Consider the following 21,039-nt stretch of genomic DNA (forward strand, 5'->3'; position numbering starts at 1 on the left):
TCGATGGAGGTAGCGTGGCCGTGCCGTCGCCGACCCCCGAACGAATCGAGGCTCCATGCGTCGGCGGACGCTCTCCAGCGCTGTTGCGCTGCTCACGGTCGCGAGCTTTTGTGGTGTCGCGAAAGCGGATCCGATCCCGTTGTCCGGATCGAACCCAGGATCGAACCCAGGATCGAACACGGTCACTCTGGTCACCGGCGACAAGGTCGTCCTGGGCAACGCTCCGCGCGTGATTCGCGGGCCTGGTCGTGAACGGATCACGTTCCACACGGCCAAACGCGACGGCGAGCTGACCGTCGTGCCGTCCGACGCGGCCAAGCTCGTCCAGTCGGGACGGGTGGACGAGCGGCTGTTCAACGTCACCGCGCTCGCCCGCGACGGGTTCGGCGACGCCCACCGGTCCGACCTGCCGCTGATCGTGACGGGTGGGTTCCACGCGACCGTGGTGCGCGAGCTGCCGGTCCTGGGCGGTTCGTCCGTTGTGGCCCGCAAGTCGGATCTCCCGTCGTTGTGGCACGCGGGGTTCGACCGGATGTGGCTCAACGGCAAGGCACGCCTGGTCGACGACGTGAGCAACGCCCAGATCGGCGTGCCGGCGGCGTGGCACGCCGGGTTCACCGGCAAGGGCGTGAAGGTCGCCGACCTCGACGGCGGGTACGACGCGACGCACCCGGACCTGCGCAACGTGATCGCCACCAAGGACTTCACCGGCACGAGCATCGCCGACGGCTACGGGCACGGCACGCACACCGCGTCCACCATCGCGGGGTCGGGGGCAGGCTCCAGCGGCAAGTACGCCGGTGTCGCGCCGGACGCCTCGTTGCTGATCGGCAAGGTGTGCGAGGACGACGGCGGCTGCCCAGAGGACGCGATCATCGCGGGCATGCAGTGGGCGGCCGACCAGGGTGCGTCCATCGTGAACATGTCGCTGGGCGGTGGCCCGACCGACGGCAAGGACCCGCTCTCGCTGGCGCTCAACAAGATCAGCGCCAAGTCCGGCACGCTGTTCGTCGTCGCGGCGGGCAACGCCGGTGCGGCCCGCAAGGTCGGCAACCCGGCCGCGGCGGACCTGGCGCTCGCGGTGGGCAGCGTGACGAAGCAGGACGAGCTGTCGCGGTTCTCCAGCCAGGGCCCGCGGCTCGTGGACGACGCGATCAAGCCGGACATCGCGGCACCGGGATCGGACATCATCGCCGCCCGGGCTGCCGGCACGTCCATGGGCACGCCGGTGAACTCCTTGTACACCAGCGCGAACGGCACCTCGATGGCGACTCCGCACGTGACCGGTGCGGCGGCTTTGCTGCTGCAGCAACACCCTTCGTGGAAGGCGCCGGAGCTCAAGGCGGCACTGATGAACGCCGCGACGCCGCTTCCGGCGCTCAGTGTGTACCAGCAGGGCGCCGGACGCTTGGACGTCGGCCGCGCGGTGTCGTCTCCGGTTCGGGCTTCCGTCGGCAGCGTGAACTTCGGGCGTTTCCCGTGGCCGCGCAGCACTTCTCCGGTGACCCGCAAGGTGACGTTCTTCAACTCCGGTACAAGCGCGTCGACCTTGTCGTTGAAGGCGCCGGTCACGTTGTCGGCTTCCTCGGTCACCGTGCCCGCTGGTGGTAGCGCGTCGGTGGACCTGTCGTTCAAACCCACCAAGGACGGGCTGTTGAGCGACTGGCTGACGGCCACGGACGGATCTCAGGTCGTGCGCGTTGCACTGGGCGCGTCGGTCGAACCGGAGAGCTACGACATGACCGTGAAGCGCGTGCTGCGCGGCGACACCGACGAGGGCTGGTTCGGCGCACTGGTGAACTCCGAGACCGGACAGTACTTCCGGCTGAGGTTCGTCGAGGACGGCTCCAGGGAGGTGCTGCGGCTGCCCAAGGGCCGGTACGACCTGATCGGGTTCAGCGAGTCCTCGACCAAGGGCAAGCGGTACGCGTCGGCGATCCTCAAGCCCGGCATCGTGTTGTCCGCCAACGCGACCACGACCGTCGACGAGAAGTCCGCGAAGCCGGTGTCGGCCAAGGCGGGACAGGCCGAGCTGAACTCGTACCAGGCGAGCCTGGTGTTCGGGAAGGAGTCGCTGACGTACGTGGCCTCCGCGGACACCGCGTTCTACGCGACGCCGTCCACGGCCCAGGACCGCGTGCTCGGGTTCGTCTACCGGCCGCTGCTCGTGAACGGCACCTCGACCTACAACCTGGTCTTCGCCGACAAGAACCGGGTCCCTTCCGCTCTCGCGTTCGAAGCTCGCGACTTGGCTGTGGTGAAGGCTTCCTACTACGTGCAGGGCGCCTCCACGACCGCTACCCGGTCGGACTCGGGCGCACTGCCGTGGGACGACAGCGAGCTCTCCTCCGCCGACCTGCCGGTGAAGGTGCCGTCGACGCGCACCGAGTACTTCACGCCGGGTGTGGCCTGGACGCAGTCGATGTCCATTTCGGACGGCACGACATCGGAACACCTGATCCACAATCGGACCTTCCCGCGCGCGGGCTCGTTCACCAACGAGTGGAACCGTGCCCCGGTGGGCCCGATCCCGGATCCGGTGGAGTGGGAGGACGGCTCCGTGACCGTCTCGGCGGCGTTGTTCGCACCCGGTGACGTCGTGTCGTCGAGCGAGCGTGACGGCATCGACTCGGGCGCGATCAAGGGCACGTCCGAGCTGTCACGTGACGGCGTGGTGCTCGGCAAGTCGGAGACGCCGGGAGGTGGCACCTTCACCGTGACGCCGGGCCCGTTGACGTTGAAGACTTCCGCGACGCGCTCGCAGAAGTTCTCGGTGGTGGGCTCGCGTGTCGACGCCACCTGGACGTTCACCGGCTCGCGGCTGATGTTCGTGCGCGCGTCCGGCAAGGTGTCCGCACGAGGTGTTGCGCCGTCCGGGGCGTTCCCGCTGACGTTGCGGGTAGGCGGTAACACGGGTGCGGTGTCGTCGTTCGAGCTGGCGGTCTCCTACGACGACGGCAAGACGTGGCAGCCCTCTGCGGTGACGCCGTCGGGTGACGCCTACGCGGCCCAGCTGACGCACCCGTCTGGCAACGGTTTCGTGAGCCTGCGCAGTGCGGCGACGGACGCGAGCGGCAACTCGGTGCGGCAAACGGTCCTGAGGGCCTACCAGTTCGGGCAATAGGCGCACAATTGGTGGCGTGGACACCACGGCACTGCACGACGAGCTGGAGCGTGCGCGGGCAGCTTTCCACGAGTTGCTCGCGCACGCCAAGGCCGATGAGCTGCGGCGCCGGTCCAACGGCACGAGGTGGACCAACCGGCAGTTGCTCTTCCACATGCTGCTCGGTTTCCTGATCATGCGGGCGTTGCTGGCGATGGCGCGCGGGTTCAGCAGGATGCCGCCAGGCGCGAGCCGCGGGTTCGCGCGCGTGCTCAACGCGGGCACGCGGCTGTTCGACGTGGCGAACTACCTCGGGTCGTGGCTGGGCGGCACGTTCCTGACTCGCCACCGGATGAACGTCCTGTGCGACAGCACGATCGCGGCGCTGCACGAGCGCCTGGACCGCGAGCCCGACCTGGAACGCGGCATGCACTACCCGACGCGCTGGGATCCCTTCTTCCAGGACTTCATGACCCTCGCGGACCTCTACCGGTTCCCGGTGCGGCACTTCGACTTCCACCGCCGGCAGCTGACCCTCTGAGCGTCAGCCGCCGAACGCCGAGTCGACCGCCTTGGTCAGCTCACCGACCGTCTCGACCAGCGGCGCGACCGGCTTCACCAGGGTGGTGAGCCGCTCCAGCATCCGCGCGACCCTCCCGCGATCAGGCTCCGGTGAGTCGATCTCGTCCTGCAGTTCCTCCGCGACTTCCTCTGTTTCGTCCGGCAGTTCAGCGCGATGCCGCTCCAGCAACGCCATCAGCTCCGTCATGAGCTCGCCGGTCGCGGGCGCGGCGTTGAAGGTCATGCCACGGCTGACCGCGCGGGCATGCGGCCCGACGGCCTGGTTGCCGACGTTCGACACGCCACCCGACTGCTGGATGCCGTAGTTCGGAGTGCTTTCCGGCACTGGAGGTTTCCCTTCGGGCGTCACGCCGGCTTTCCGGCGGCGGGTTCGGGCGTGGGGAACTGCACGGTCGCGGTCGCCTCGCTGCCGACCGCCTGGTTGCCCACGTGGCTGATGCCGCCGGTCTGGATGACGCCCTGGTTGAGGATCGTCATCTGGCGGTTGCGGAACTCGGTCGTGTCGACGCCGTGCTCGTCCAGGAAGTCGAGCAGCGCGGCCAGCACGTGCCGTTCGATCAGCTTGAGGTGCTTGGCGGCGTCGGTCTTCTGGAAGTAGTTGTGGTAGTTGGCATCCGTGGCGTCCTCGCGCAGGCTGAAGCGGGCGCCGTAGTTGTAGCCGAGGTCCTGGCCGGCGATCGCGCGCTCGATGGTGCGGTGCCGTTCCCAGCGCCAGTGGAACGTGGCGTCGCGCAGTACGCGGATCGGAGCGCGCGGCACGGCACCGGCCATCCCGCTGGCCGCCCGCGCGAGCAGGCGGCCGATCGCGCCCGCGGTGAGCATCGGGCTGATGCGATCGACGTCGTGGTACTGCCGCCACAACGGGCCCAGCACGGTCCGGTCGCACTGCAGGTAGAGCAGCCGTCCGTCGGTGGAGAAGTGGAGGAACGTGCTGGCGACCACCTCGCCACCCCACGACGGGACCTGCGCGCACAGGTAGTGGCGAGCGGAACCGTGCGGGCGCAAGGCGAGCCGGGTGAGGTCCTCGGAGGACAGCTCCTGCCGGGGAGCCTGGTCGCGCTCGGGCAGCAGAGCCGGGTGCATGGTGAGCGCGTTGCCGCTCACGAACGCGCGCTCGCTGAGCACGAGGCCCGGCAGCTCGTCGGGCTCCAGGCCGACGCCGGCCAGCCGCTCCCGCACGTGCGCCACCAGTTCGACGGTGTCGAGCGGCATCACCCCGTCGGCGTCACGCGCCTGCAACGGCAGCGCGAACGACCACGTCGACACGAGCGGGCCGTGGCCGATGAACGGGGTGAAGCCGTCGTAGACCGTCACGTTGCCGCGCTCGGCGTCGTCGAGCGCGGTCAGCCGGTCGGACAACCACGCCTGGCTGGACGGCGGTGCCGACGACGGGCTGAACGCGGCTCGGGTGAGTCCGCCGAGCAACGTCCGCCGGGTCTGCCACTCGCTCCACACCATCAGTCCGAACATCACCCCGAGTGTGAGCAGCGCGAGCCACGGCAGGCCGACCAGCCACTCGTCGACCGGCGGCTCCGGCGAGGGGGTCCTCCTGGTCGGCTCTGGCGCGTTGCCGAGCGCGGACACCAGCGTCACGGACACCAGCAGCAGGATCACCAACGACAGCAGGGCGAACACGATGTCACGCAGCCTGCGGGACTCCCCGGCACGCCGCGCGAGGCTGCCGCCGATCGGCAGGACGACCAGCAGCGCGACGATCGTCCACAGTGGAGACAGCACCAGTGCGAGCGCGGTCGCCACCAGCAGGCACCAGTCGCGGACCCGCCGTTGCCGCACCCCGTCCAGCGCGTGCAGCAGCACCGGGCGCAGCGAGAACCCGACCGACGGCGCCGCCGCGTGCAGGTCGTCGTGCAGCAGCGCCTTGATCATCCGCTCGGCGAAGCGCTCGTCGGTCCTGGCCGCGACGCACAGATAGCGAGTCGTGTCGTCGGGGGAGAAGGCGGTTGGCTGGCTCATCGATCCCCTTCACCAGAACGACTTCGGCGTGTCGGCACGAGGTTGCCGTCGAACAGGAGTGCGGCTCTGCATGACCGCGACGGCGCCGAGCACCGAACCGAACAGCACGCCGAACGAGGCCGACGCGCTGAGCTGGCCCAGGAAGAACTCCTCGGGCCGGGAGGCGTCGATGAACGGCAGGGAGTCCCCCGTGTCCAGCAGTGCCACGGCCACCCCGGCGGAGGCAAGCCCGGCGACCACCGCGCTGAGTGCCGTCATTCCCACGGTGACGACGAACAGGCCCAGGCCGCCCGCGCTGGTCCAGCGGGGCACCCTGGTAAGCCCCGCGACGGCCAGTGTCACGAACAGCAGGGTCCGCAGGTTCGCGAACCAGAACATGAACGGGCCGTAGAGCTCGGCGTCCACCTGCCAGGCCGGGTAGGAGAACAGCACGGCGACGAGGCGACCGGCCGAGTCGAAGTCGTACACCGCGAGCTGGATGTCCCGGTTCAGCCAGGGGTTTCCGGCCAGCAGGACGAAGCCGAGCAGCACGGCGACACCCGGTGTGAACAAACGCGGTAAGTGAGGTTCCCCCTGCCCTTCCACATGAGCAACCTAGATCCCTTGCCGCCACCACGGCGACGGCCGATCGGCGTAGGTGTGACGAAAGCGGCGAAAGGACCAGATTCCGCGCTGCTGTCTGCGCCGTGACTTGCCGGGCAGCTCGCGTAGCCGGGTGGTCCCGACGGAGTCATTTGGGCCCGCTACCCAGTTTTCCGGTTACGAAACCCGCGCTGCGACGACCAACCTGTCGGGCGCACGGTTCCGTTCCGCGATCGGCCGATCGCGGTCCGTGCACCTGCACAAGGCTTGTCTCGAACGAGAGGGGCGTTTGTGAACACCTCGGGCAGACGCGCCACACGGCGCGCGCTTGTGGGGATTGCCGTTGTGGCGACCGCGATGTCGGCATGTGTGGCAACGGCTTCGGCGGCAGAACCGGGAACCTTCGTCGCCGCACCGGCGGGAACGGCGATCGCGGACCAGTACGTGGTCGTCCTCCGCAACGGTGTGGCGGCGACGAGCTCGGCCTCGCTCGCCAAGCAGTACAAGGGGAACGTGACCGCGAGCTGGCAGCACGCGCTGCAGGGCTTCGCGGTCAAGGCCAATGCGACCGATGCCAAGGCGTTGTCGCGTGATCCCCGTGTGGCAGCGGTGTACCAGGATCAGGTCGTCAAGGCGGACTCCGTTCAGGTGAACCCGCCGTCGTGGGGCCTCGACCGCATCGACCAGCGGAACCTGCCGCTGGACCAGCGCTACAACTACGGGCCGACCGCGGCGGGCGTGCGCGCCTACGTGATCGACACCGGCATCCGCACCACCCACTCGACGTTCGGCGGACGCGCGAGCTGGGGCACCAACACCACCGGAGACGGCAACGACACCGACTGCAACGGCCACGGCACGCACGTGGCGGGCACGATCGGCGGCGCGGAACACGGTGTGGCGAAAGCGGTCCGGCTTGTGGCCGTGAAGGTGCTGAGCTGCTCCGGCAGCGGCAGCTTCGCCGGTGTGATCAGCGGTGTGGACTGGGTGACCGCCAACGCGGTCAAGCCGGCGGTGGCGAACATGAGCCTGGGCGGTGGCGCGTTCGACCCGCTGGACACCGCGATCCGCAACTCGATCGCGTCGGGCGTCACCTACGCCATCGCGTCGGGCAACTCCAACGCCGACGCGTGCAACACCTCGCCGGCCAGGGTCGCGGAGGCCCTGACCGTGAACGCCACGGACATCAGCGACGCCAGGGCCTCGTTCTCGAACTTCGGCACCTGCACCGACCTGTTCGCGCCGGGCGTGAACATCACGTCGTCGTGGAACACCAGCGACACGGCGACGAACACGATCAGCGGCACCTCGATGGCCACCCCGCACGTGGCCGGTGTGGCGGCGCTGTACCTCGCCAGGCACCCGGCGGCCCCTGCCTCTCGGGTGCACGACGCGATCGTCCGCAACGCGACGCCGAACGTCGTCGGCAACCCCGGCCCCGGCTCGCCGAACCGGCTGCTGTTCTCGCGGTTCACCCAGTGGGGCCCGGAAGGCGACTACAACGGTGACGGTACAACGGATCTGACCGTCTGGCGGCCTTCCGAGGGCAACTGGTACGTGCGCGGTATCAGCACCACGCAGTGGGGCATCGGCGCCGACATCCCGGTCCCGGGCGACTACAACGGTGACGGCGTGACGGACTTCGCGGTGTGGCGGCCGTCCGAGGGCAACTGGTATCTGCGCGGCATCGGCACCGTCCAGTGGGGCATCGCGGGCGACATCCCGGTTCCCGGTGACTACAACGGTGACGGTGTCACGGATCTCGCGGTGTGGCGTCCGTCCGAGGGCAACTGGTACGTGCGTGGGATCAGTACGACTCAGTGGGGTGTCGGTGGGGACGTTCCCGTTGCGGCGGACTACAACGGTGACGGCATCACGGATCTCGCGGTGTGGCGTCCTTCTGAAGGCAACTGGTATGTGCGTGGCATCAGCACGACGCAGTGGGGTGTCGGCGGTGACCTTCCTGTCGTGGGTGACTACAACGGTGACGGCATCACGGATCTCGCGGTGTGGCGTCCGTCCGAGGGCAACTGGTACGTGCGTGGCATCAGCACCACCCAGTGGGGTGTCGGCGGGGACATCCCCGTTCCCGGCGACTTCAACGGTGACGGCGTGACCGACCTCGCCGTGTGGCGCCCGTGGGAGGGCAACTGGTACGTGCGTGGGATCAGCACCACCCAGTGGGGCGTCGGAGGTGACATCCCGCTCGCCTCGTAGCTTCTCGCGTTGAATCGCCCGGCTGGTCTCCACGACCGGCCGGGCGATTCAGGCTGTCCGGAGAAGTTTGTAGGCTGCGCCAGGCGGAACCAGCGGCGCTCGGGACACGAGGACGATGACGGAAGAGACGTTCGGGCCGTACCGGATCGAGCAGCTGCTCGGTCGCGGCGGGATGGGCGAGGTGCATCGGGCGTACGACACGGCGCACGACCGGCTCGTGGCGCTCAAGAGGCTGTCGCCCGGCATCCACGACGACGCGGACTACCGCGCCCGCTTCCGCCGCGAGGCGCAGATCGTCGCGCGGCTGCGCGAGCCGCACGTCATCCCCATCCACGCGTACGGCGAGATCGACGGCCGGCTCTACCTCGACATGCGGCTGGTGGAGGGCCGCGACCTCTCGGACATCCTCCGCGAGGGAACCGTGGACCCGGCACGGGCCGTGCGGATCGTCGAGCAGGTGGCGAGCGCTCTGGACGCCGCGCACGCCGACGGGCTCGTGCATCGCGACGTGAAGCCGTCGAACATCCTGGTGACCTCCGGCGATTTCGTGTACCTGGTGGACTTCGGCATCGCCCGCAGCGTCTCATCGTCCGCGACGAGCCTGACGGCATCGGGTTCGGTCGTCGGCACCCTCGACTACATGGCCCCGGAACGCTTCGAGGGCCGGGCGGTGGACGGCCGCGCGGACGTCTACGCCCTGGCCTGCGTCCTGTTCTCGTGCGTGACCGGTCGCCGTCCGTTCACGGCGGACAGCACCGCCGCCCAGATCTGGGCGCACCTGAACTCCGTGCCGCCCAAGGCTTCCGCGCTGAATCCGGCGGTTCCGGTGGCGTTGGACGACGTCATCGCCAAGGGCATGGCCAAGAACCCGGCCGACCGCTACGCCACCGCGGGGGAGTTCGCGCGGGTGGCGGCCCAGGCCGTGGCCACACCCGCACCGGTCCCTGCCTTCGACCGCACCACGACCGAGCTTCGCACCGTGCTGCACACCCGCCCTCAGCCCGGCCGCACCTCCCGGGCCGAGCAGATCGCTCTCGTTGTCGGTGCCATCGTTGTCGTGGCGTTGATCGTCGCGGCGGTGGTGTACGTCGGGAACCTCGACAAGACACGCGGATCGGCCTCGTCCGGCAGCGGGACGACCAGCACCACCACGAGCACGACGACCACGCCCACGACCACCACCACGACGCGGTCGCCGCAGGTCGACACGCTGCTGGCCGCGCTGCCGACGGTCTTCCGCAACGCCAGCAGCCGGTGCACGCCCATCAACGCCGACAGCGGCGCGGTCGCCGCCGTCCGTTGCGGGGGAGAAGCGTGGGATCCGCGGAACCAGGAACCGGACGAGGCCGAGTTCCGGCTGTTCGCCGACCGCGCCACGCAGGACGCGTTCTTCCAGTCGCTGGTGACCAGCCGCGGCATTCCGCGGATGGACGAGCGCGGCGGGTGCCGCCCCAAGTCCGACCCGATCCACTACGCGCTGTACTACCGCGACACCTCGGGCCCGCTGCCCGGCGAGTTCGTCACGTGCTTCCTGGCCGACGGCGACGCCCAGGTCTGGTGGGTGGACACCCGCACCCTCACCATCGGCGTGCTGAAGTCGAAGGGCGACCTCGACACCCTCGACAAGCTCGACCTCTGGTGGAACACGAAGATCCTGTCGGCGTCCTAGTCCGGCCGGTGCCCGTCGAGGAACCGGCGCACCACGGCCTCGGGGTCGGCGGGCTTCTGGGTGGCGCGCTGGTCGACCCGCCGCGCGACGGCCCGCATCATCAGCGGCCCGACCAGCGCGAAGAACGTGTGCCGTGGTGGCTCGACGACGAGGGCCCCGCGCCGCTGGTGGTGCAGGATCACCTCGTCGACCTTCTCCAGCAACGCCTCCGGCTCGGCCAGCACCGCCGCCACCTCCGGGCTGTACTTCGCCTCTCGCATCAGCGTGAGGACCACGCCGCCGCGCGTCTCGTAGAGCCGTGAGTAGTAGTTCACGATCGTGAGCAGGTCGGCGGCCACGTCGTCGCCCGGCGCGTCGAGATCGAGTGCGAACCCCGCGAAGTTCCCCCGCACCGCGAGCCGCAGCAGGTTCTGCTTGGAGGTGAACCGGCGGAACAGCGTCGCCTCGTTGATCCCGGCGGCGTCGGCGATCGCACGGGTGGTCGCCCGCTCGTACCCCTGTTCGGCGATCACCTCCAGGACCGCCGCGAACACCGTCTCGTCGGGCACCCGACCAGCCACTCACCCTCCTCGATGCAAGTGAACACTTGCATCGAGGGTGGCCTGGTGGCTACCTTGAATGCAAGTGACCGCTTGCAATCAGCCTACCTAAGGACACGGCTCATGACCGACACCAGCACTCGTTCCGCAGGTCTCGCGCCCACCGCCGGAGAGGTCGTCGTGGGCCTGCTGGGAGCCGCGGTGCTCTCGGTCGCGGTGAACTTCCTGATCGCCGTGGTCGCGGGCAAGTTCATCCCCGCAGGTCAGGAACGCATGGGCCTGGCGCTGGCGGAGTTCGCGCCGGCTTCCGTGATCGGCATCCTGCTCGGCACGCTCGGCTGGTACCTCGTGCGCCGTTCCGCCCGCGACCCGCGGCGGGTGCTGCGCGTTCTGGTGCCGGTCGTCGTCGTGGTCTCGTGGATTCCGGACCTCGGCATCCTCGCCGCGGGTGCCGGCGTGGTGAACTCGCTCGCGCTGATGGCGATGCACACCGTCGTCGCGGCCCTCACTGTGCCCGTGTTGTCACGCGTTCTGCCGTGCTGATTTTCAGGCGATCGCGGCGGAGAGCTTGCTCGTGAGTTCTTCCAATGCGCGCACGACGTTGTTCAGTGCCATGATCTGTTCCACGTACTGCCGGGCGACCCATTCCACGTCAGCAGGTCCCAACGGGATTTCGGTCTGAATCGAGTCGAGCACCCGTTGTTGTGCACGAGCCGCCACGGCCGCTTCGTACAGTTGGGCGAGACGGTTTCCGTCCGGCTTCAGCACCTGTACATAAGTCGTCATGAGATCGGCCGGTGGAATTCGGACACCTCGCTCATAGTCGACAATCCCGCTGTGTGCGGTCATCCCGAGCTGCCGCGCGAGCTTGCGGAGTGAAAGTCCACGTTGGAGCCGCAGGCGGAGCAGTTCTTGTCCGAGACGTGCGTATACACCCTCCAATTTCGTGCCCTCCCCTTCCACGCGTTCGATCGTGACAGCGGCTGTCCAAACGACACATCTGCCGATCGGGCTACGAGGTAGCAGGATTTCAAATGGGTACTTTCCGGCGCCCGTATCGAGCTGTTCTGCGAGTGTTCTGAGTTTGTTCTGTTGCCGCAGAACGGCAACTGCGGCGTGTTAGGAATTTGGTGCGGCCGAAATACCGGCCGCGTCATTTTGAGGGAGGAAATACCCATGAAGACGACCACCAAGATGAAGAAGATCACCGTCCGCCGCACCGGCGACGTGCGCCTGACCACGGCCACCTGCAAGTGCCCGTACAGCGTCGAGGCCTGATCTGAGCTCGCCGGGGGCCGCGCCACGTGCTGCGGCCCCCGGCCATCGGGAGGCGTCATGAGCAGCGACACGCCAGTGCTTTTCCACGACCTCAGCTTCGTTCCCGAGGGAGAAGAAACGGTCGTCGGCCGCCTGGACACCGGCTCCTACGCGGTCCTGCCGTCCGATGGCGCCGCACTGCTGGGCAGGATGGCCGGCGGGATGTCGCCCGCGAACGCCGCTCAGTGGTACGAGACCGAGTTCGGCGAGCCGATCGACATGGACGACTTCCTGGAAACGTTGCGGGAACTGGGGTTCGTGCGCACCGGCGAGGTCAGGACCCAAGCGCTCCCGGTCCGCTTCCAGGGACTCGGCGCGGCGGCGTTCTCGCCGATCGCCTGGCTGGCCTACGCGGCTATCACGATCACCTGGTTGCTGCTCGGCGCCCGGCACGACGACCTGCTGCCGGACCCGAGCCAGTTCTTCTTCGTCCAGTCCGCCCTGGCGGTCCAGCTGGTGATCACCTTCGGCCAGCTGCCGCTGATCTTCCTGCACGAGGGCTTCCACACCCTGGCGGGCCGGCGGCTCGGCCTGCCCAGCAAGCTCGGCATGAGCAACCGGTTCATGTACGTCGTCTTCGAGACGCGGATGAACGGCCTGTTCAGCGTCGCGAGCAAGAAGCGCTACCTGCCGTTCCTGTCGGGCATGCTCGCCGACGTCGTCGTGCTCGGCCTGCTGGGGCTGCTCGCGCACGCGACCCGCGACGTGAGCGGCGCGCTGTCGCTGACCGGCCGGGTCGCGATCGCGCTGGGGTTCACCGTGGTGATGCGGCTGATCTGGCAGTTCCAGCTCTACCTGCGCACTGACCTCTACTACGTGTTCGCCACCGCGCTGCACTGCCACGACCTGCACGACGCCAGCGTCGCCTTGCTGCGCAACAGGATGTGGCGCGCGCTCGGGCGTCCGGAGCGGGTGGTGGACGAAGGGCAGTGGACCGAGCACGACCGCAAGGCAGGCCGGTGGTACGGGCCGTTCGTGGTGCTGGGCATCGCGGTGATGTTGGCGCTGGCGGTGTTCGGCTCACTGCCGATCGTCGTGCAGTACGTGGAGATCGTCGGCAGGAACCTCTCAAGTGGACGGCTGGACCTCTACTTCTGGGACGCGGTCGTCTCGCTGGTGATCAACGTCGGCCAGCTGGTGCTGGTCGCCCATCTCGCCCGGCGCAAGCGCCGGATCGGAAGAGAAGTGAGCTGACATGCACGTGATCACGGCGGTCTGCCACCACCGGCTGCGCGGTCCGTACACCGGGGTGGACACGGTCCTGCGCGCGTTGCTGCCCGATGCCCAGCAGCGCTGGCCGGAGCTGGTCGAGCAGCACAAGGTCGAGCTGCTGTACGGCATCCCGGAGCTGGCGGAGCTGATCGGGCCCGCGCCGTCGACACTGGCGTCGGCCGGGCCGTTCTCCCAGCGCACGAGGTTCTACGGCGCGCAGATGATCCGGTGCATGAGCCAGGGGATCGTGACGTTCCTGATCGACCTCGCCCGGCGCCGCGCGGAGGCGGGGGACCAGCCGCTGTGCCTGGTGTTCAAGGACATGCACGCCGCCGAGCCGACCACGAGCGAGTTCGTGGAACTGCTCACCCGTCGCTGTGATCCCGCCACTCTGCAGGTCGTCGTGTCCACAGTGGAGGAAGCTGAGCCAGAGCACGACGACCGCAGTCACGATCAGCTGGTCGCCGCCTACATCTGGTCGGACGGAACGAGCGCCAACCAGGCGGAGATCGACGCGTACGACAACGCCGATCCCGCTGTGCTGCAACGACTTCACGACGAGCGCGCGGACGAGCTCGAACCCGGAGCCGACTGGGGCACGCTGATCGGCGCCGTCACCTACCACCGCGAACGCGGCACGGACCCGCACGGCCGCGGCCAGGAGGTGCTCGACCGGGCGTTCCAGTTCTGCGTGGAGACGGGATTCTCCGCCGCCGTCGTGGACCTGGGCATCCGGGGCCGTGCGGTCACCGACCCGGCCACGCAACCGAAGCAGTACCTCAGGTTCACCCAGCACGCGGCCTCCGCCCTGGTGGCGCTGGACCGGCTGACCGAGTCTCTTGAGCTGTACCTGGACCTGCGCGCCAAGTTCACCGACGCCAAGGTCCACATGACGGTCAGCTACGGCATCGCCATGCTGCACACCAGGTTCTTCGTCCCGCGCGACCACGAGGCCGCGATCGGCTGGCAGAACAACGCCTACACGCTGGCGTCGCTGCTGCCGGACCCTGCCGAGCGCCGCACCTACGAGGTGTTCCAGGCCAACGGGCTGGCGCTGGTCGAGATGCACCGGGGCAACCTGAAGCGGGCTTTGGAGCTCGTCGACGGCGGCATCGCCCGGCTGAACGACGAGCTCGACGACCAGGAGTGGGTGCTGCACCGCTCGCAGCTGTTCTACAACCGCGCCCGCCTGCACGCCGCGCTGGGCCGCGCCGACGAGGCCTACGCCGAGTTCTCCGAGCTGATCGAGCTCGACCCGCTCTACACCGACTACCTGAGCGAACGCGCCAAGATCTCCCGCAAGCGCGGCGACCTGGAGGCCGCGCTCGCGGACTACGACCGGGCCGTGCAGATCGGCCCGCCGTTCCCGGAGCTGTACTACAACCGGGGCACCGCGCGGCTCGCGGTCGAGGACGTCGACGGCGCGTTCGCCGACTTCGACTACGTGCTGGAGATGGAACCCGGCGACGTCGACACCCGCCTCACCCGCGCGGAACTGCTGCTCTCCACCGGTGACGCGCAAGCCGCACACGCGGACGTCGTGGCAGGGCTCGAACTCTCACCCGACGAGCCGCGGCTGCTCGCCATGCTCGGCACGATCGAGCTCGAACAGGACCAGCCCGAACAGGCGTTGCCCCACCTGGACGCCGCGCTGGCGGGCGACCCGCGCTACCCGGCCGCACTGGTCAACCGCGCCGTCGCGCACTTCCGGCTCGGCCGCGCCGCGACCGCAGTCGACGACCTCACGCTCGCGTTGGACGTGGTCGGCGCGGATCCTGACGTGCTGCTCAACCGGGGCATGGCCTACCTCGCGTGCGCGCAGTCGGAACTGGCGATGCAGGACTTCGACGCGGCACTGGCGTTGCCCGGCGCGGACGTCGAGGAGTTGCAGCACCAGCTCGAACTCTGCCGTTAGGCGCCACACCCGTTCAGGAAGGTGTCGACCAGGACGTCCGCGGCCTGAGCGGGACTGTGCTCGAGCAGCTGCTGCCCGCCGAGGTGCAGCAGGTGCCCGAGCACCGCGCCCATCCATCCCGCCGGCTGTCCCGACCGCAGAAACCCCTCGTCAACGCACCGCTGGATGAACGCCTCGACCTCGTCGACCGCCCGGTTGCGGCGTGCCCAGGCGTCGGTGTCGGCCGTCATCCGGCTGAGCTCGACCGGCCACTTCCGGTTGACCCCGATGATGCCCTCGACGTACCGGTGCAGCGCGATCGAGACCGGCGCCTCCCGCAGCCGCGCGGCGCCGATGGCCCCCTCGATCGCGTCGAGCCGGGCCTGGTAGACGGCGGCGAGCAGCTCCTCCCGGCTGGCGAAGCGCCGGTAGACGGTCCTGCGGTCCACGCCTGCCTCGGCCGCGATCGCGGCGATGCTGGCGGCCGGGTCTGCGGCGAGCATCCGGGCACCGGTGGACAGCACTAGTTCGAGGTTTCGGGCGGCGTCTGCTCTCACCCCACGAACATAGCAGCTGATGTGACGCTTGGAACAATTACCGCATCGCTGAGATGGCTCGTGTCTCGATAAGTGCTACGTTGATGTGACAGTTCAACGAAGCAGGAGACTTGCGATGATCACGTACGACCAGCTCTTCATCGGCGGCGAGTGGACCACGCCGAGCAGCGACCAGCAGCTCGACATCGTGTCGCCGCACGACCAGTCCGTGCTCGGCCGCGCGGCGCAGGCGATGCCCGCCGACGTCGACCGCGCCGTCGCCGCCGCGCGAAAGGCGTTTGACGAAGGCCCGTGGCCGGAGACCCCGCCCGCCGAACGGATCGCCGTGGTGCGGCGGCTGGTGGAGCTTCGCGAGCAGCACGCGGACGAGATCGCCGCCCTCATCTCCAGTGAGAACGGGTCGGCGCTGTGGTTCACGAAGGCGGGCCAGCCAGGACTGGGCCGCCAAGCCGCCGCCTACCTCAAGGCAGCGGAGGAGTTCGGCTGGGAGCAGACCCTGGAACCGTCCGATCCGGCCTCTCCGTTCCGCTCGGTCGTGCGCCGGGAGGCCATCGGTGTCGTCGCCGCGGTCATCCCGTGGAACTCGCCGTTCTCGGCCGCACTCGCGAAGATCATCCCGGCGCTGCTCGCGGGCAACACCGTCGTGCTGAAGGTGTCGCCGGAGAACTCGCTGAGCATGAACTTCCTCGCCCGGCTGCTGGAGAAGACCGGCCTGCCCGAGGGTGTGATCAGCGTGCTCCCGGCCGACCGCGAGACCAGCGAGTACCTCGTCCGGCACGCGGACGTCGACAAGGTCGCGTTCACCGGGTCGACCAGGGCGGGCCGCCGGATCGCGTCGATCGCCGGTGAGCAGCTCAAGCGGGTCAGCCTGGAGCTGGGCGGGAAGTCCGCCGCCGTCGTGCTGCCCGACGCTGACCTCGCCGCCGTCGTCGCGGGCCTGAAGTTCGGTTCGCTGCTCAACAACGGCGAGTCCTGCATCGCCCAGACCCGCATCCTCGCGCCCCGCAGCCGTTACGAGGAAGTGGTGCGCGCACTCGCCGACCTCGTGGAGTCGCTGCCGGTCGGTGCTCCCGACGACGACAAGACGTTCATCGGTCCCATGGTCCGCCGCGACCAGCAACAGCGCGTTCTCGACTACATCCGCACCGGGATCGAGGAGGGCGCCCGGCTGGTGACGGGTGGTCCGCACGTCCCGGCGGGGCTGGAGAACGGCTTCTACGTGACGCCGACGTTGTTCGCCGACGTCGACAACTCGATGCGGATCGCCCAGGAGGAGATCTTCGGCCCGGTCCTGGTCGTGATCGCCTACGAGGACGAGGACGACGCGGTCCGGATCGCCAACGACTCGGAGTTCGGCCTGTCCGGTGGGGTGTGGTCCGCCGACGAGGACCGCGCGATGGCCGTGGCACGCCGGATTCGTTCGGGCACGGTCACCGTCAACGGCGCTCCGATCGGCTTCGACGGTCCGTTCGGCGGCTTCAAGGCCAGCGGTCTTGGCCGTGAGTACGGAGCCGTCGGCCTCGGCACCTACACCGAGTACAAGACCGTGACGGTGAAGGCATGACCGCGACCCTGGAAGCGCCCGTCCGGTCGAACGCACGGGCGCCGATGACAGCACTGGTTCTCGCGGTCTTGCTGGCCTCGTTGGACTCGACGATCGTCGCCACCGCGTTGCCCCGCATCGCCGGCGATCTCGGTGGCTTCCAGAACATCGCCTGGGTCACCGCCGGCTACCTGCTGGCCTCGACCGCCGTCACACCGCTGTGGGGCAAGCTCGGCGACATGCTCGGGCGCAAGCGCCTGTACCTCGTCGCCACGGCCACGTTCCTGCTCGCGTCCGCGTTGTGCGGCCTGGCACAGGACCTGCCCCAGCTCATCGCCGCGCGGGCGCTGCAAGGAGTGGCGGGCGGCGGCATGATCGTGCTGACGTTCGCGCTGGTGGGCGACATCGCCGCGCCGAGCGAACGCGGGCGCTACCAAGGCATGTTCGGCACGGTGTACGGGGTGGCGAGCATCTTCGGGCCGCTGCTCGGCGGCCTGTTCACCGACCAGCTCTCCTGGCGCTGGGCGTTCCTGATCAACGTCCCGGTCGGGCTGGTCGCGCTGGTGATCGCCGCACGGTCGTTGCCGGTCACACCACGGCGTTCGGCGGCACGCATCGACTACCTCGGGGCGTTGCTGACCGCGGGTGCCGCTACCGGGCTGGTGCTGATCGCGTCGTTCGGCAGCGACTGGGGCTGGACCTCGGCGCGCGTGCTGGCGCTCGTGGTCGTGACGATCTCCTTGGCAGCGCTGGTGGTTCCGGTCGAGCGCCGTGCCGCGGCACCGATCCTGCCGCTGTCCATGCTCACCTCCCGGCCGGTCGTGATCGCCTCGCTGGTGGGGTTCGTCGCGAACGTCGCGATGTTCAGCGCCCTGGTCTACCTGCCGACGTACCTGCAGGTCGTCGGGGGAGTGTCCGCGACGGCCTCCGGTGTGCACATGTTGCCGCTGGTCATCGGCCTGGTGTTCAGCCAGTCGCTGGCAGGCCGGTGGATCGCGAACCCGCGGCGGGTCCGGACCGTCCTGGTGGCGGGCATGGCGATCACGGTCGCCGGGCTCCTGCTGCTCGCCACACTGGACGCCGACACCTCGCAGCTCGTGCTCGTCGGCGCTTTCCTCGTCATGGGGATCGGGATCGGCATGGTGCCGATGGTGGCGCTGACCGCCGCGCAGAACGCCGTACCCGCTGAGGACATCGGTGCCGCGAGCGCCGCCGTCACGTTCTTCCGCTCCATCGGCGCCGCGTTCGGCGTGACCGCGTTCGGCGCGTTGCTGACCGACGACATCGCGCACAGCATCGGCACCGCGTTCCTCTGGATCGCCCCGCTGGTCGCGGTCGGCGTGGTGCTGGCCGCGTTGCTGCGAAAGCACGCTGTCAGCCGCTGACAGCGCGCTGTGCGTGGACTGCCAGCGTCCAGGCGCACAGTTCCACCCTGACAGAGGGAGGAACGAGAGCGATGTCGCTGGCGATCAGGGCTGAAGGCCTGGTCAAGCACTACGGGGAGACCAAAGCCCTGGACGGGGTGGACCTCGAGGTGCCGGAGGGGAAGGTCGTGGGGGTGCTCGGGCCGAACGGCGCGGGCAAGACCACGGCGGTGCGGGTGCTGGCGACGTTGCTGCGCCCGGACGCGGGGCACGCCACGGTCGGGGGATACGACGTGGTGAAGAACCCGCGGGCGGTTCGGTCGCTGATCGGGTTGACCGGGCAGTACGCGTCGGTGGACGAGGACCTGTCGGGGACGGAGAACCTCGTGCTGCTGGCCCGGTTGCTCGACTACTCGCGCACGGGGGCGCGGGCCAAGGCGGCCGAGCTGCTGGAGCAGTTCGAGCTGACCGACGCCGCGGGGCGGGCCGCCAAGACGTATTCAGGGGGTATGCGCAGGCGGCTCGACCTCGCGGCGAGCCTGGTCGGCAACCCGTCCGTGCTGTACCTGGACGAGCCGACCACCGGGCTGGACCCGCACGCGCGCAACGAGGTGTGGGCCGTGGTCCGCAAGCTCGTCGCGAACGGGGTGACGGTGCTGCTCACCACGCAGTACCTGGAGGAGGCCGACCAGCTCGCGGACACGATCACGGTGTTCGACCACGGCAAGGTGGTGGCCGAGGGGCGGTCGGACGAGCTGAAGCGCCGCGTCGGCGGGCAGACGTTGCAGGTGCGGCCGACGTGGGCACGTGATCTCGATGTGGTGCAACGGATTCTCGGTGATCTCACGGGGACGAGGCCGCACCGGGACGACGACACCGGGCTGCTGACGGCGCCGGTCAACGACCCGGTGCTGCTGTCCACTTTGGTCCGCAAGCTCGACGACGCCGGGATCACCGCGGACGAGCTGGCGCTGCGGTTGCCCTCGCTCGACGAGGTCTTCCTGGCGCTGACGGGCAAGCGCGAGCCTGAGGGGAGCCTGGTATGACCACCACCTCGTTGGACCCGACCGAGCAGCGCGAGACCGAGGGCAAGCCGCGCATGACGACCATCTCACTCGACCGGGGTGTGCGGCATGGACTCACTCTCGCGTGGCGCGGCATTCTGAAGATCCGGAAGAACCCCGAGCAGCTCGCGGACGTCACGATCGCGCCGATCATCTTCCTGGTGATGTTCACCTACCTGTTCGGTGGCGCGCTGGCCGGCAACACCGACGCGTACCTGCAGATGCTGGTGCCGGGCGTGCTGGTGATGAACATCCTGCAGGCCAGCATGACGGCGGGCGTGCAGCTGAACACGGACGTCTCCAAGGGCGTGTTCGACAGGTTCCGCGCCATGCCGATCGCCCGGTCCGCGCCGCTGATCGGGGCGGTGCTGGCGGACATCGTGCGGTACGTCGTGTGCATCCTGGTGCTGCTGGTGGTCGCGACGATCATGGGCTTCCGGGTGCAGACCGGGCCGGTGGAGCTGCTGATCGCGATCGGGCTCGCGCTGGTGTTCGGGCTGTGCTTCTGCTGGGCGTCGGTGTTCGTGGGCATGCTGCTCAAGACGCCGGGCGCGGTGCAGGGCATGATGTTCGTGCTGATCATGCCGTTGACGTTCGGCAGCAACGTGTTCGTCGGCACCTCGACGATGCCGGGCTGGCTGAAGGCGTGGGCGGACATCAGCCCGGTGTCGTTGCTCGCCGACGCGTTGCGCGGGTTGCTCAACGGCGGTCCGATCGCGGGACCGCTCACCGGTTCGCTGATCTGGATGGTCGCGGCGGTCGCGGTGTTCTTCCCGCTGGCCACCTGGGCCTACCGCAAGCGGGTCTAGCCCGTTCATGGATCAGCCGGACCGTGCGCCAACAGGGCTAGTGCCTTGGAGGCAACCGGCTAGAGGGCTCCGGCCTCCGCACGGATCTCCTGCAGCGCCTCGGCTTTCGTGATGCCGAGGCGCTCAGGCATGCCCAGGATCTCAGCGAGCCGGCGGATGTCCGGGTCGCCCAGATCGATGCGTCCGCGGATCATCTGGGCGAGCCCCAGCAACCTCAACGCCACCTCGTCGCGACCCTGCGCGTGCCGCACGAGCGCGAGCAGCTCCGTCACTCCCGCCAGATCCGGCATGTCTCCGCGTTCCGACGTCGTCCGCACCGCCACCGCGACGCACGGCTCGGCGTCGTCCGGCCTGCCCTCGGCGATCGCGATCCGCCCGTCGAGCATCGCGCCCCACTCCGTGACGAACCCGTTCAGCATCGGGGAGAGCGTGGCCATCTTCTTGAAGCCGGCGCTCAGCTCGCTCGCCTCCGCGACCCGGCCCGCGCGCAGCACGACCTCCGCTCGCGCGTAGCCGGTCATGACGGCCAGGCCCGCATCCGCACGCAGATGTCGGCGGCGCACACCACGGAGGACGTGAACCGCGCGGTCGACGCGTTCGTCGCCGCAGCGGA

Annotated in this window: 17 protein-coding genes and 1 pseudogene; 11 read left to right on the forward strand and 7 right to left on the reverse strand. The window is 69.1% G+C overall.

The window, feature by feature from the left end; translation table 11 throughout:
* Window positions 1–55: 55 nt before the first annotated feature.
* Together ABZX92_RS29560 and ABZX92_RS29565 are read left to right on the forward strand one after the other, a co-directional pair.
* Window positions 56–3,124: a S8 family serine peptidase gene (locus tag ABZX92_RS29560; protein ID WP_355566291.1), complete on the forward strand. Its 3,069-nt coding sequence runs from the start codon at window positions 56–58 to the stop codon at window positions 3,122–3,124.
* A 16-nt stretch (window positions 3,125–3,140) separates the two neighbouring features.
* The gene (locus tag ABZX92_RS29565) at window positions 3,141–3,644 is read left to right on the forward strand and encodes a DinB family protein (RefSeq protein ID WP_355566294.1); all 504 of its coding nucleotides are present in this window, start codon (window positions 3,141–3,143) and stop codon (window positions 3,642–3,644) included.
* Between the two features lie 3 nt (window positions 3,645–3,647).
* Here the strand turns inward: ABZX92_RS29565 and ABZX92_RS29570 are convergent, their stop codons facing one another.
* Genes ABZX92_RS29570 through ABZX92_RS29580 form a run of 3 tightly spaced genes read right to left on the reverse strand, consistent with a single transcriptional unit; the run spans window position 3,648 to window position 6,211 of the window.
* Window positions 3,648–4,010: a hypothetical protein gene (locus ABZX92_RS29570; RefSeq protein WP_355566297.1), complete on the reverse strand. Its 363-nt coding sequence runs from the start codon at window positions 4,008–4,010 to the stop codon at window positions 3,648–3,650.
* A 20-nt stretch (window positions 4,011–4,030) separates the two neighbouring features.
* Entirely contained in the window at window positions 4,031–5,659 is a 1,629-nt protein-coding gene (locus ABZX92_RS29575; protein ID WP_355566300.1) for a hypothetical protein, read from the reverse strand.
* A 9-nt stretch (window positions 5,660–5,668) separates the two neighbouring features.
* Window positions 5,669–6,211, reverse strand: coding sequence for a hypothetical protein (locus tag ABZX92_RS29580; protein WP_355566303.1), 543 nt, complete (start codon window positions 6,209–6,211; stop codon window positions 5,669–5,671).
* Window positions 6,212–6,610: 399 nt separating this feature from the next.
* On the opposite strand from ABZX92_RS29580, the gene ABZX92_RS29585 reads away from it, so the two are divergent.
* Together ABZX92_RS29585 and ABZX92_RS29590 are read left to right on the forward strand one after the other, a co-directional pair.
* Complete coding sequence (locus tag ABZX92_RS29585) at window positions 6,611–8,458, forward strand: S8 family serine peptidase (protein ID WP_355566306.1); 1,848 nt, start codon at window positions 6,611–6,613, stop codon at window positions 8,456–8,458.
* A gap of 115 nt (window positions 8,459–8,573) precedes the next feature.
* Window positions 8,574–10,127 (forward strand): serine/threonine-protein kinase, encoded by a 1,554-nt coding sequence (locus ABZX92_RS29590; RefSeq protein ID WP_355566309.1) that lies wholly within the window; start codon window positions 8,574–8,576, stop codon window positions 10,125–10,127.
* Here ABZX92_RS29590 and ABZX92_RS29595 read toward each other — a convergent pair.
* Entirely contained in the window at window positions 10,124–10,687 is a 564-nt protein-coding gene (locus tag ABZX92_RS29595; RefSeq protein WP_355566312.1) for a helix-turn-helix domain-containing protein, read from the reverse strand. The two genes, ABZX92_RS29590 and ABZX92_RS29595, sit on opposite strands and share 4 nt — an antisense overlap.
* Window positions 10,688–10,789: 102 nt before the next feature.
* Between ABZX92_RS29595 and ABZX92_RS29600 the strand changes: the two genes are divergently transcribed.
* A complete protein-coding gene (locus ABZX92_RS29600) occupies window positions 10,790–11,209 on the forward strand; it encodes a DUF6069 family protein (RefSeq protein WP_355566315.1) in 420 nt (139 codons plus the stop codon).
* Between the two features lie 3 nt (window positions 11,210–11,212).
* Here the strand turns inward: ABZX92_RS29600 and ABZX92_RS29605 are convergent, their stop codons facing one another.
* On the reverse strand, window positions 11,213–11,629 hold the full coding sequence (locus ABZX92_RS29605) for a helix-turn-helix domain-containing protein (RefSeq protein ID WP_355566318.1): 417 nt from the start codon (window positions 11,627–11,629) through the stop codon (window positions 11,213–11,215).
* Between the two features lie 372 nt (window positions 11,630–12,001).
* On the opposite strand from ABZX92_RS29605, the gene ABZX92_RS29610 reads away from it, so the two are divergent.
* Both ABZX92_RS29610 and ABZX92_RS29615 read left to right on the forward strand, forming a co-directional pair.
* Window positions 12,002–13,177, forward strand: a complete 1,176-nt coding sequence (locus tag ABZX92_RS29610) for a hypothetical protein (protein ID WP_355566321.1) — start codon at window positions 12,002–12,004, stop codon at window positions 13,175–13,177.
* A gap of 1 nt (window position 13,178) precedes the next feature.
* Window positions 13,179–15,110, forward strand: a complete 1,932-nt coding sequence (locus ABZX92_RS29615; protein ID WP_355566323.1) for a tetratricopeptide repeat protein — start codon at window positions 13,179–13,181, stop codon at window positions 15,108–15,110.
* Here the strand turns inward: ABZX92_RS29615 and ABZX92_RS29620 are convergent.
* Entirely contained in the window at window positions 15,107–15,646 is a 540-nt protein-coding gene (locus ABZX92_RS29620) for a TetR family transcriptional regulator (protein ID WP_355566326.1), read from the reverse strand. The two genes, ABZX92_RS29615 and ABZX92_RS29620, sit on opposite strands and share 4 nt — an antisense overlap.
* A 115-nt stretch (window positions 15,647–15,761) precedes the next feature.
* Between ABZX92_RS29620 and ABZX92_RS29625 the strand changes: the two genes are divergently transcribed.
* The 4 genes from ABZX92_RS29625 to ABZX92_RS29640 all read left to right on the forward strand — a co-directional run bounded on the left by ABZX92_RS29625 (window position 15,762) and on the right by ABZX92_RS29640 (window position 20,426).
* Entirely contained in the window at window positions 15,762–17,210 is a 1,449-nt protein-coding gene (locus ABZX92_RS29625) for an aldehyde dehydrogenase (protein WP_355566329.1), read from the forward strand.
* On the forward strand, window positions 17,207–18,574 hold the full coding sequence (locus tag ABZX92_RS29630) for an MDR family MFS transporter (RefSeq protein ID WP_355566332.1): 1,368 nt from the start codon (window positions 17,207–17,209) through the stop codon (window positions 18,572–18,574). The genes ABZX92_RS29625 and ABZX92_RS29630 overlap by 4 nt, the downstream gene beginning before the upstream one ends.
* A gap of 71 nt (window positions 18,575–18,645) precedes the next feature.
* Window positions 18,646–19,599, forward strand: a complete 954-nt coding sequence (locus ABZX92_RS29635; protein WP_355566335.1) for an ATP-binding cassette domain-containing protein — start codon at window positions 18,646–18,648, stop codon at window positions 19,597–19,599.
* 53 nt (window positions 19,600–19,652) lie between these two features.
* Entirely contained in the window at window positions 19,653–20,426 is a 774-nt protein-coding gene (locus ABZX92_RS29640) for an ABC transporter permease (protein ID WP_355566338.1), read from the forward strand.
* A 59-nt stretch (window positions 20,427–20,485) separates the two neighbouring features.
* On the opposite strand, the pseudogene ABZX92_RS29645 reads toward ABZX92_RS29640, so the two are convergent.
* Window positions 20,486–21,039 (reverse strand): annotated as a pseudogene (locus tag ABZX92_RS29645) (hypothetical protein); the annotation flags it as partial.

The sequence above is a fragment of the Lentzea sp. NPDC006480 genome (genome assembly GCF_040611995.1).
Classification (GTDB): Bacteria; Actinomycetota; Actinomycetes; order Mycobacteriales; family Pseudonocardiaceae; genus Lentzea.

What these genes read in the sequence shown, in the direction of transcription:
- ABZX92_RS29560 (WP_355566291.1), top strand. Translation starts at nt 56, where the DNA reads ATGCGTCGGCGGACGCTCTCCAGCGCTGTTGCGCTGCTCACGGTCGCG.
- ABZX92_RS29575 (WP_355566300.1), bottom strand. Translation starts at nt 5,659, where the DNA reads ATGAGCCAGCCAACCGCCTTCTCCCCCGACGACACGACTCGCTATCTG.
- ABZX92_RS29590 (WP_355566309.1), top strand. Translation starts at nt 8,574, where the DNA reads ATGACGGAAGAGACGTTCGGGCCGTACCGGATCGAGCAGCTGCTCGGT.
- ABZX92_RS29600 (WP_355566315.1), top strand. Translation starts at nt 10,790, where the DNA reads ATGACCGACACCAGCACTCGTTCCGCAGGTCTCGCGCCCACCGCCGGA.
- ABZX92_RS29610 (WP_355566321.1), top strand. Translation starts at nt 12,002, where the DNA reads ATGAGCAGCGACACGCCAGTGCTTTTCCACGACCTCAGCTTCGTTCCC.
- ABZX92_RS29615 (WP_355566323.1), top strand. Translation starts at nt 13,179, where the DNA reads ATGCACGTGATCACGGCGGTCTGCCACCACCGGCTGCGCGGTCCGTAC.
- ABZX92_RS29625 (WP_355566329.1), top strand. Translation starts at nt 15,762, where the DNA reads ATGATCACGTACGACCAGCTCTTCATCGGCGGCGAGTGGACCACGCCG.
- ABZX92_RS29630 (WP_355566332.1), top strand. Translation starts at nt 17,207, where the DNA reads ATGACCGCGACCCTGGAAGCGCCCGTCCGGTCGAACGCACGGGCGCCG.
- ABZX92_RS29635 (WP_355566335.1), top strand. Translation starts at nt 18,646, where the DNA reads ATGTCGCTGGCGATCAGGGCTGAAGGCCTGGTCAAGCACTACGGGGAG.
- ABZX92_RS29640 (WP_355566338.1), top strand. Translation starts at nt 19,653, where the DNA reads ATGACGACCATCTCACTCGACCGGGGTGTGCGGCATGGACTCACTCTC.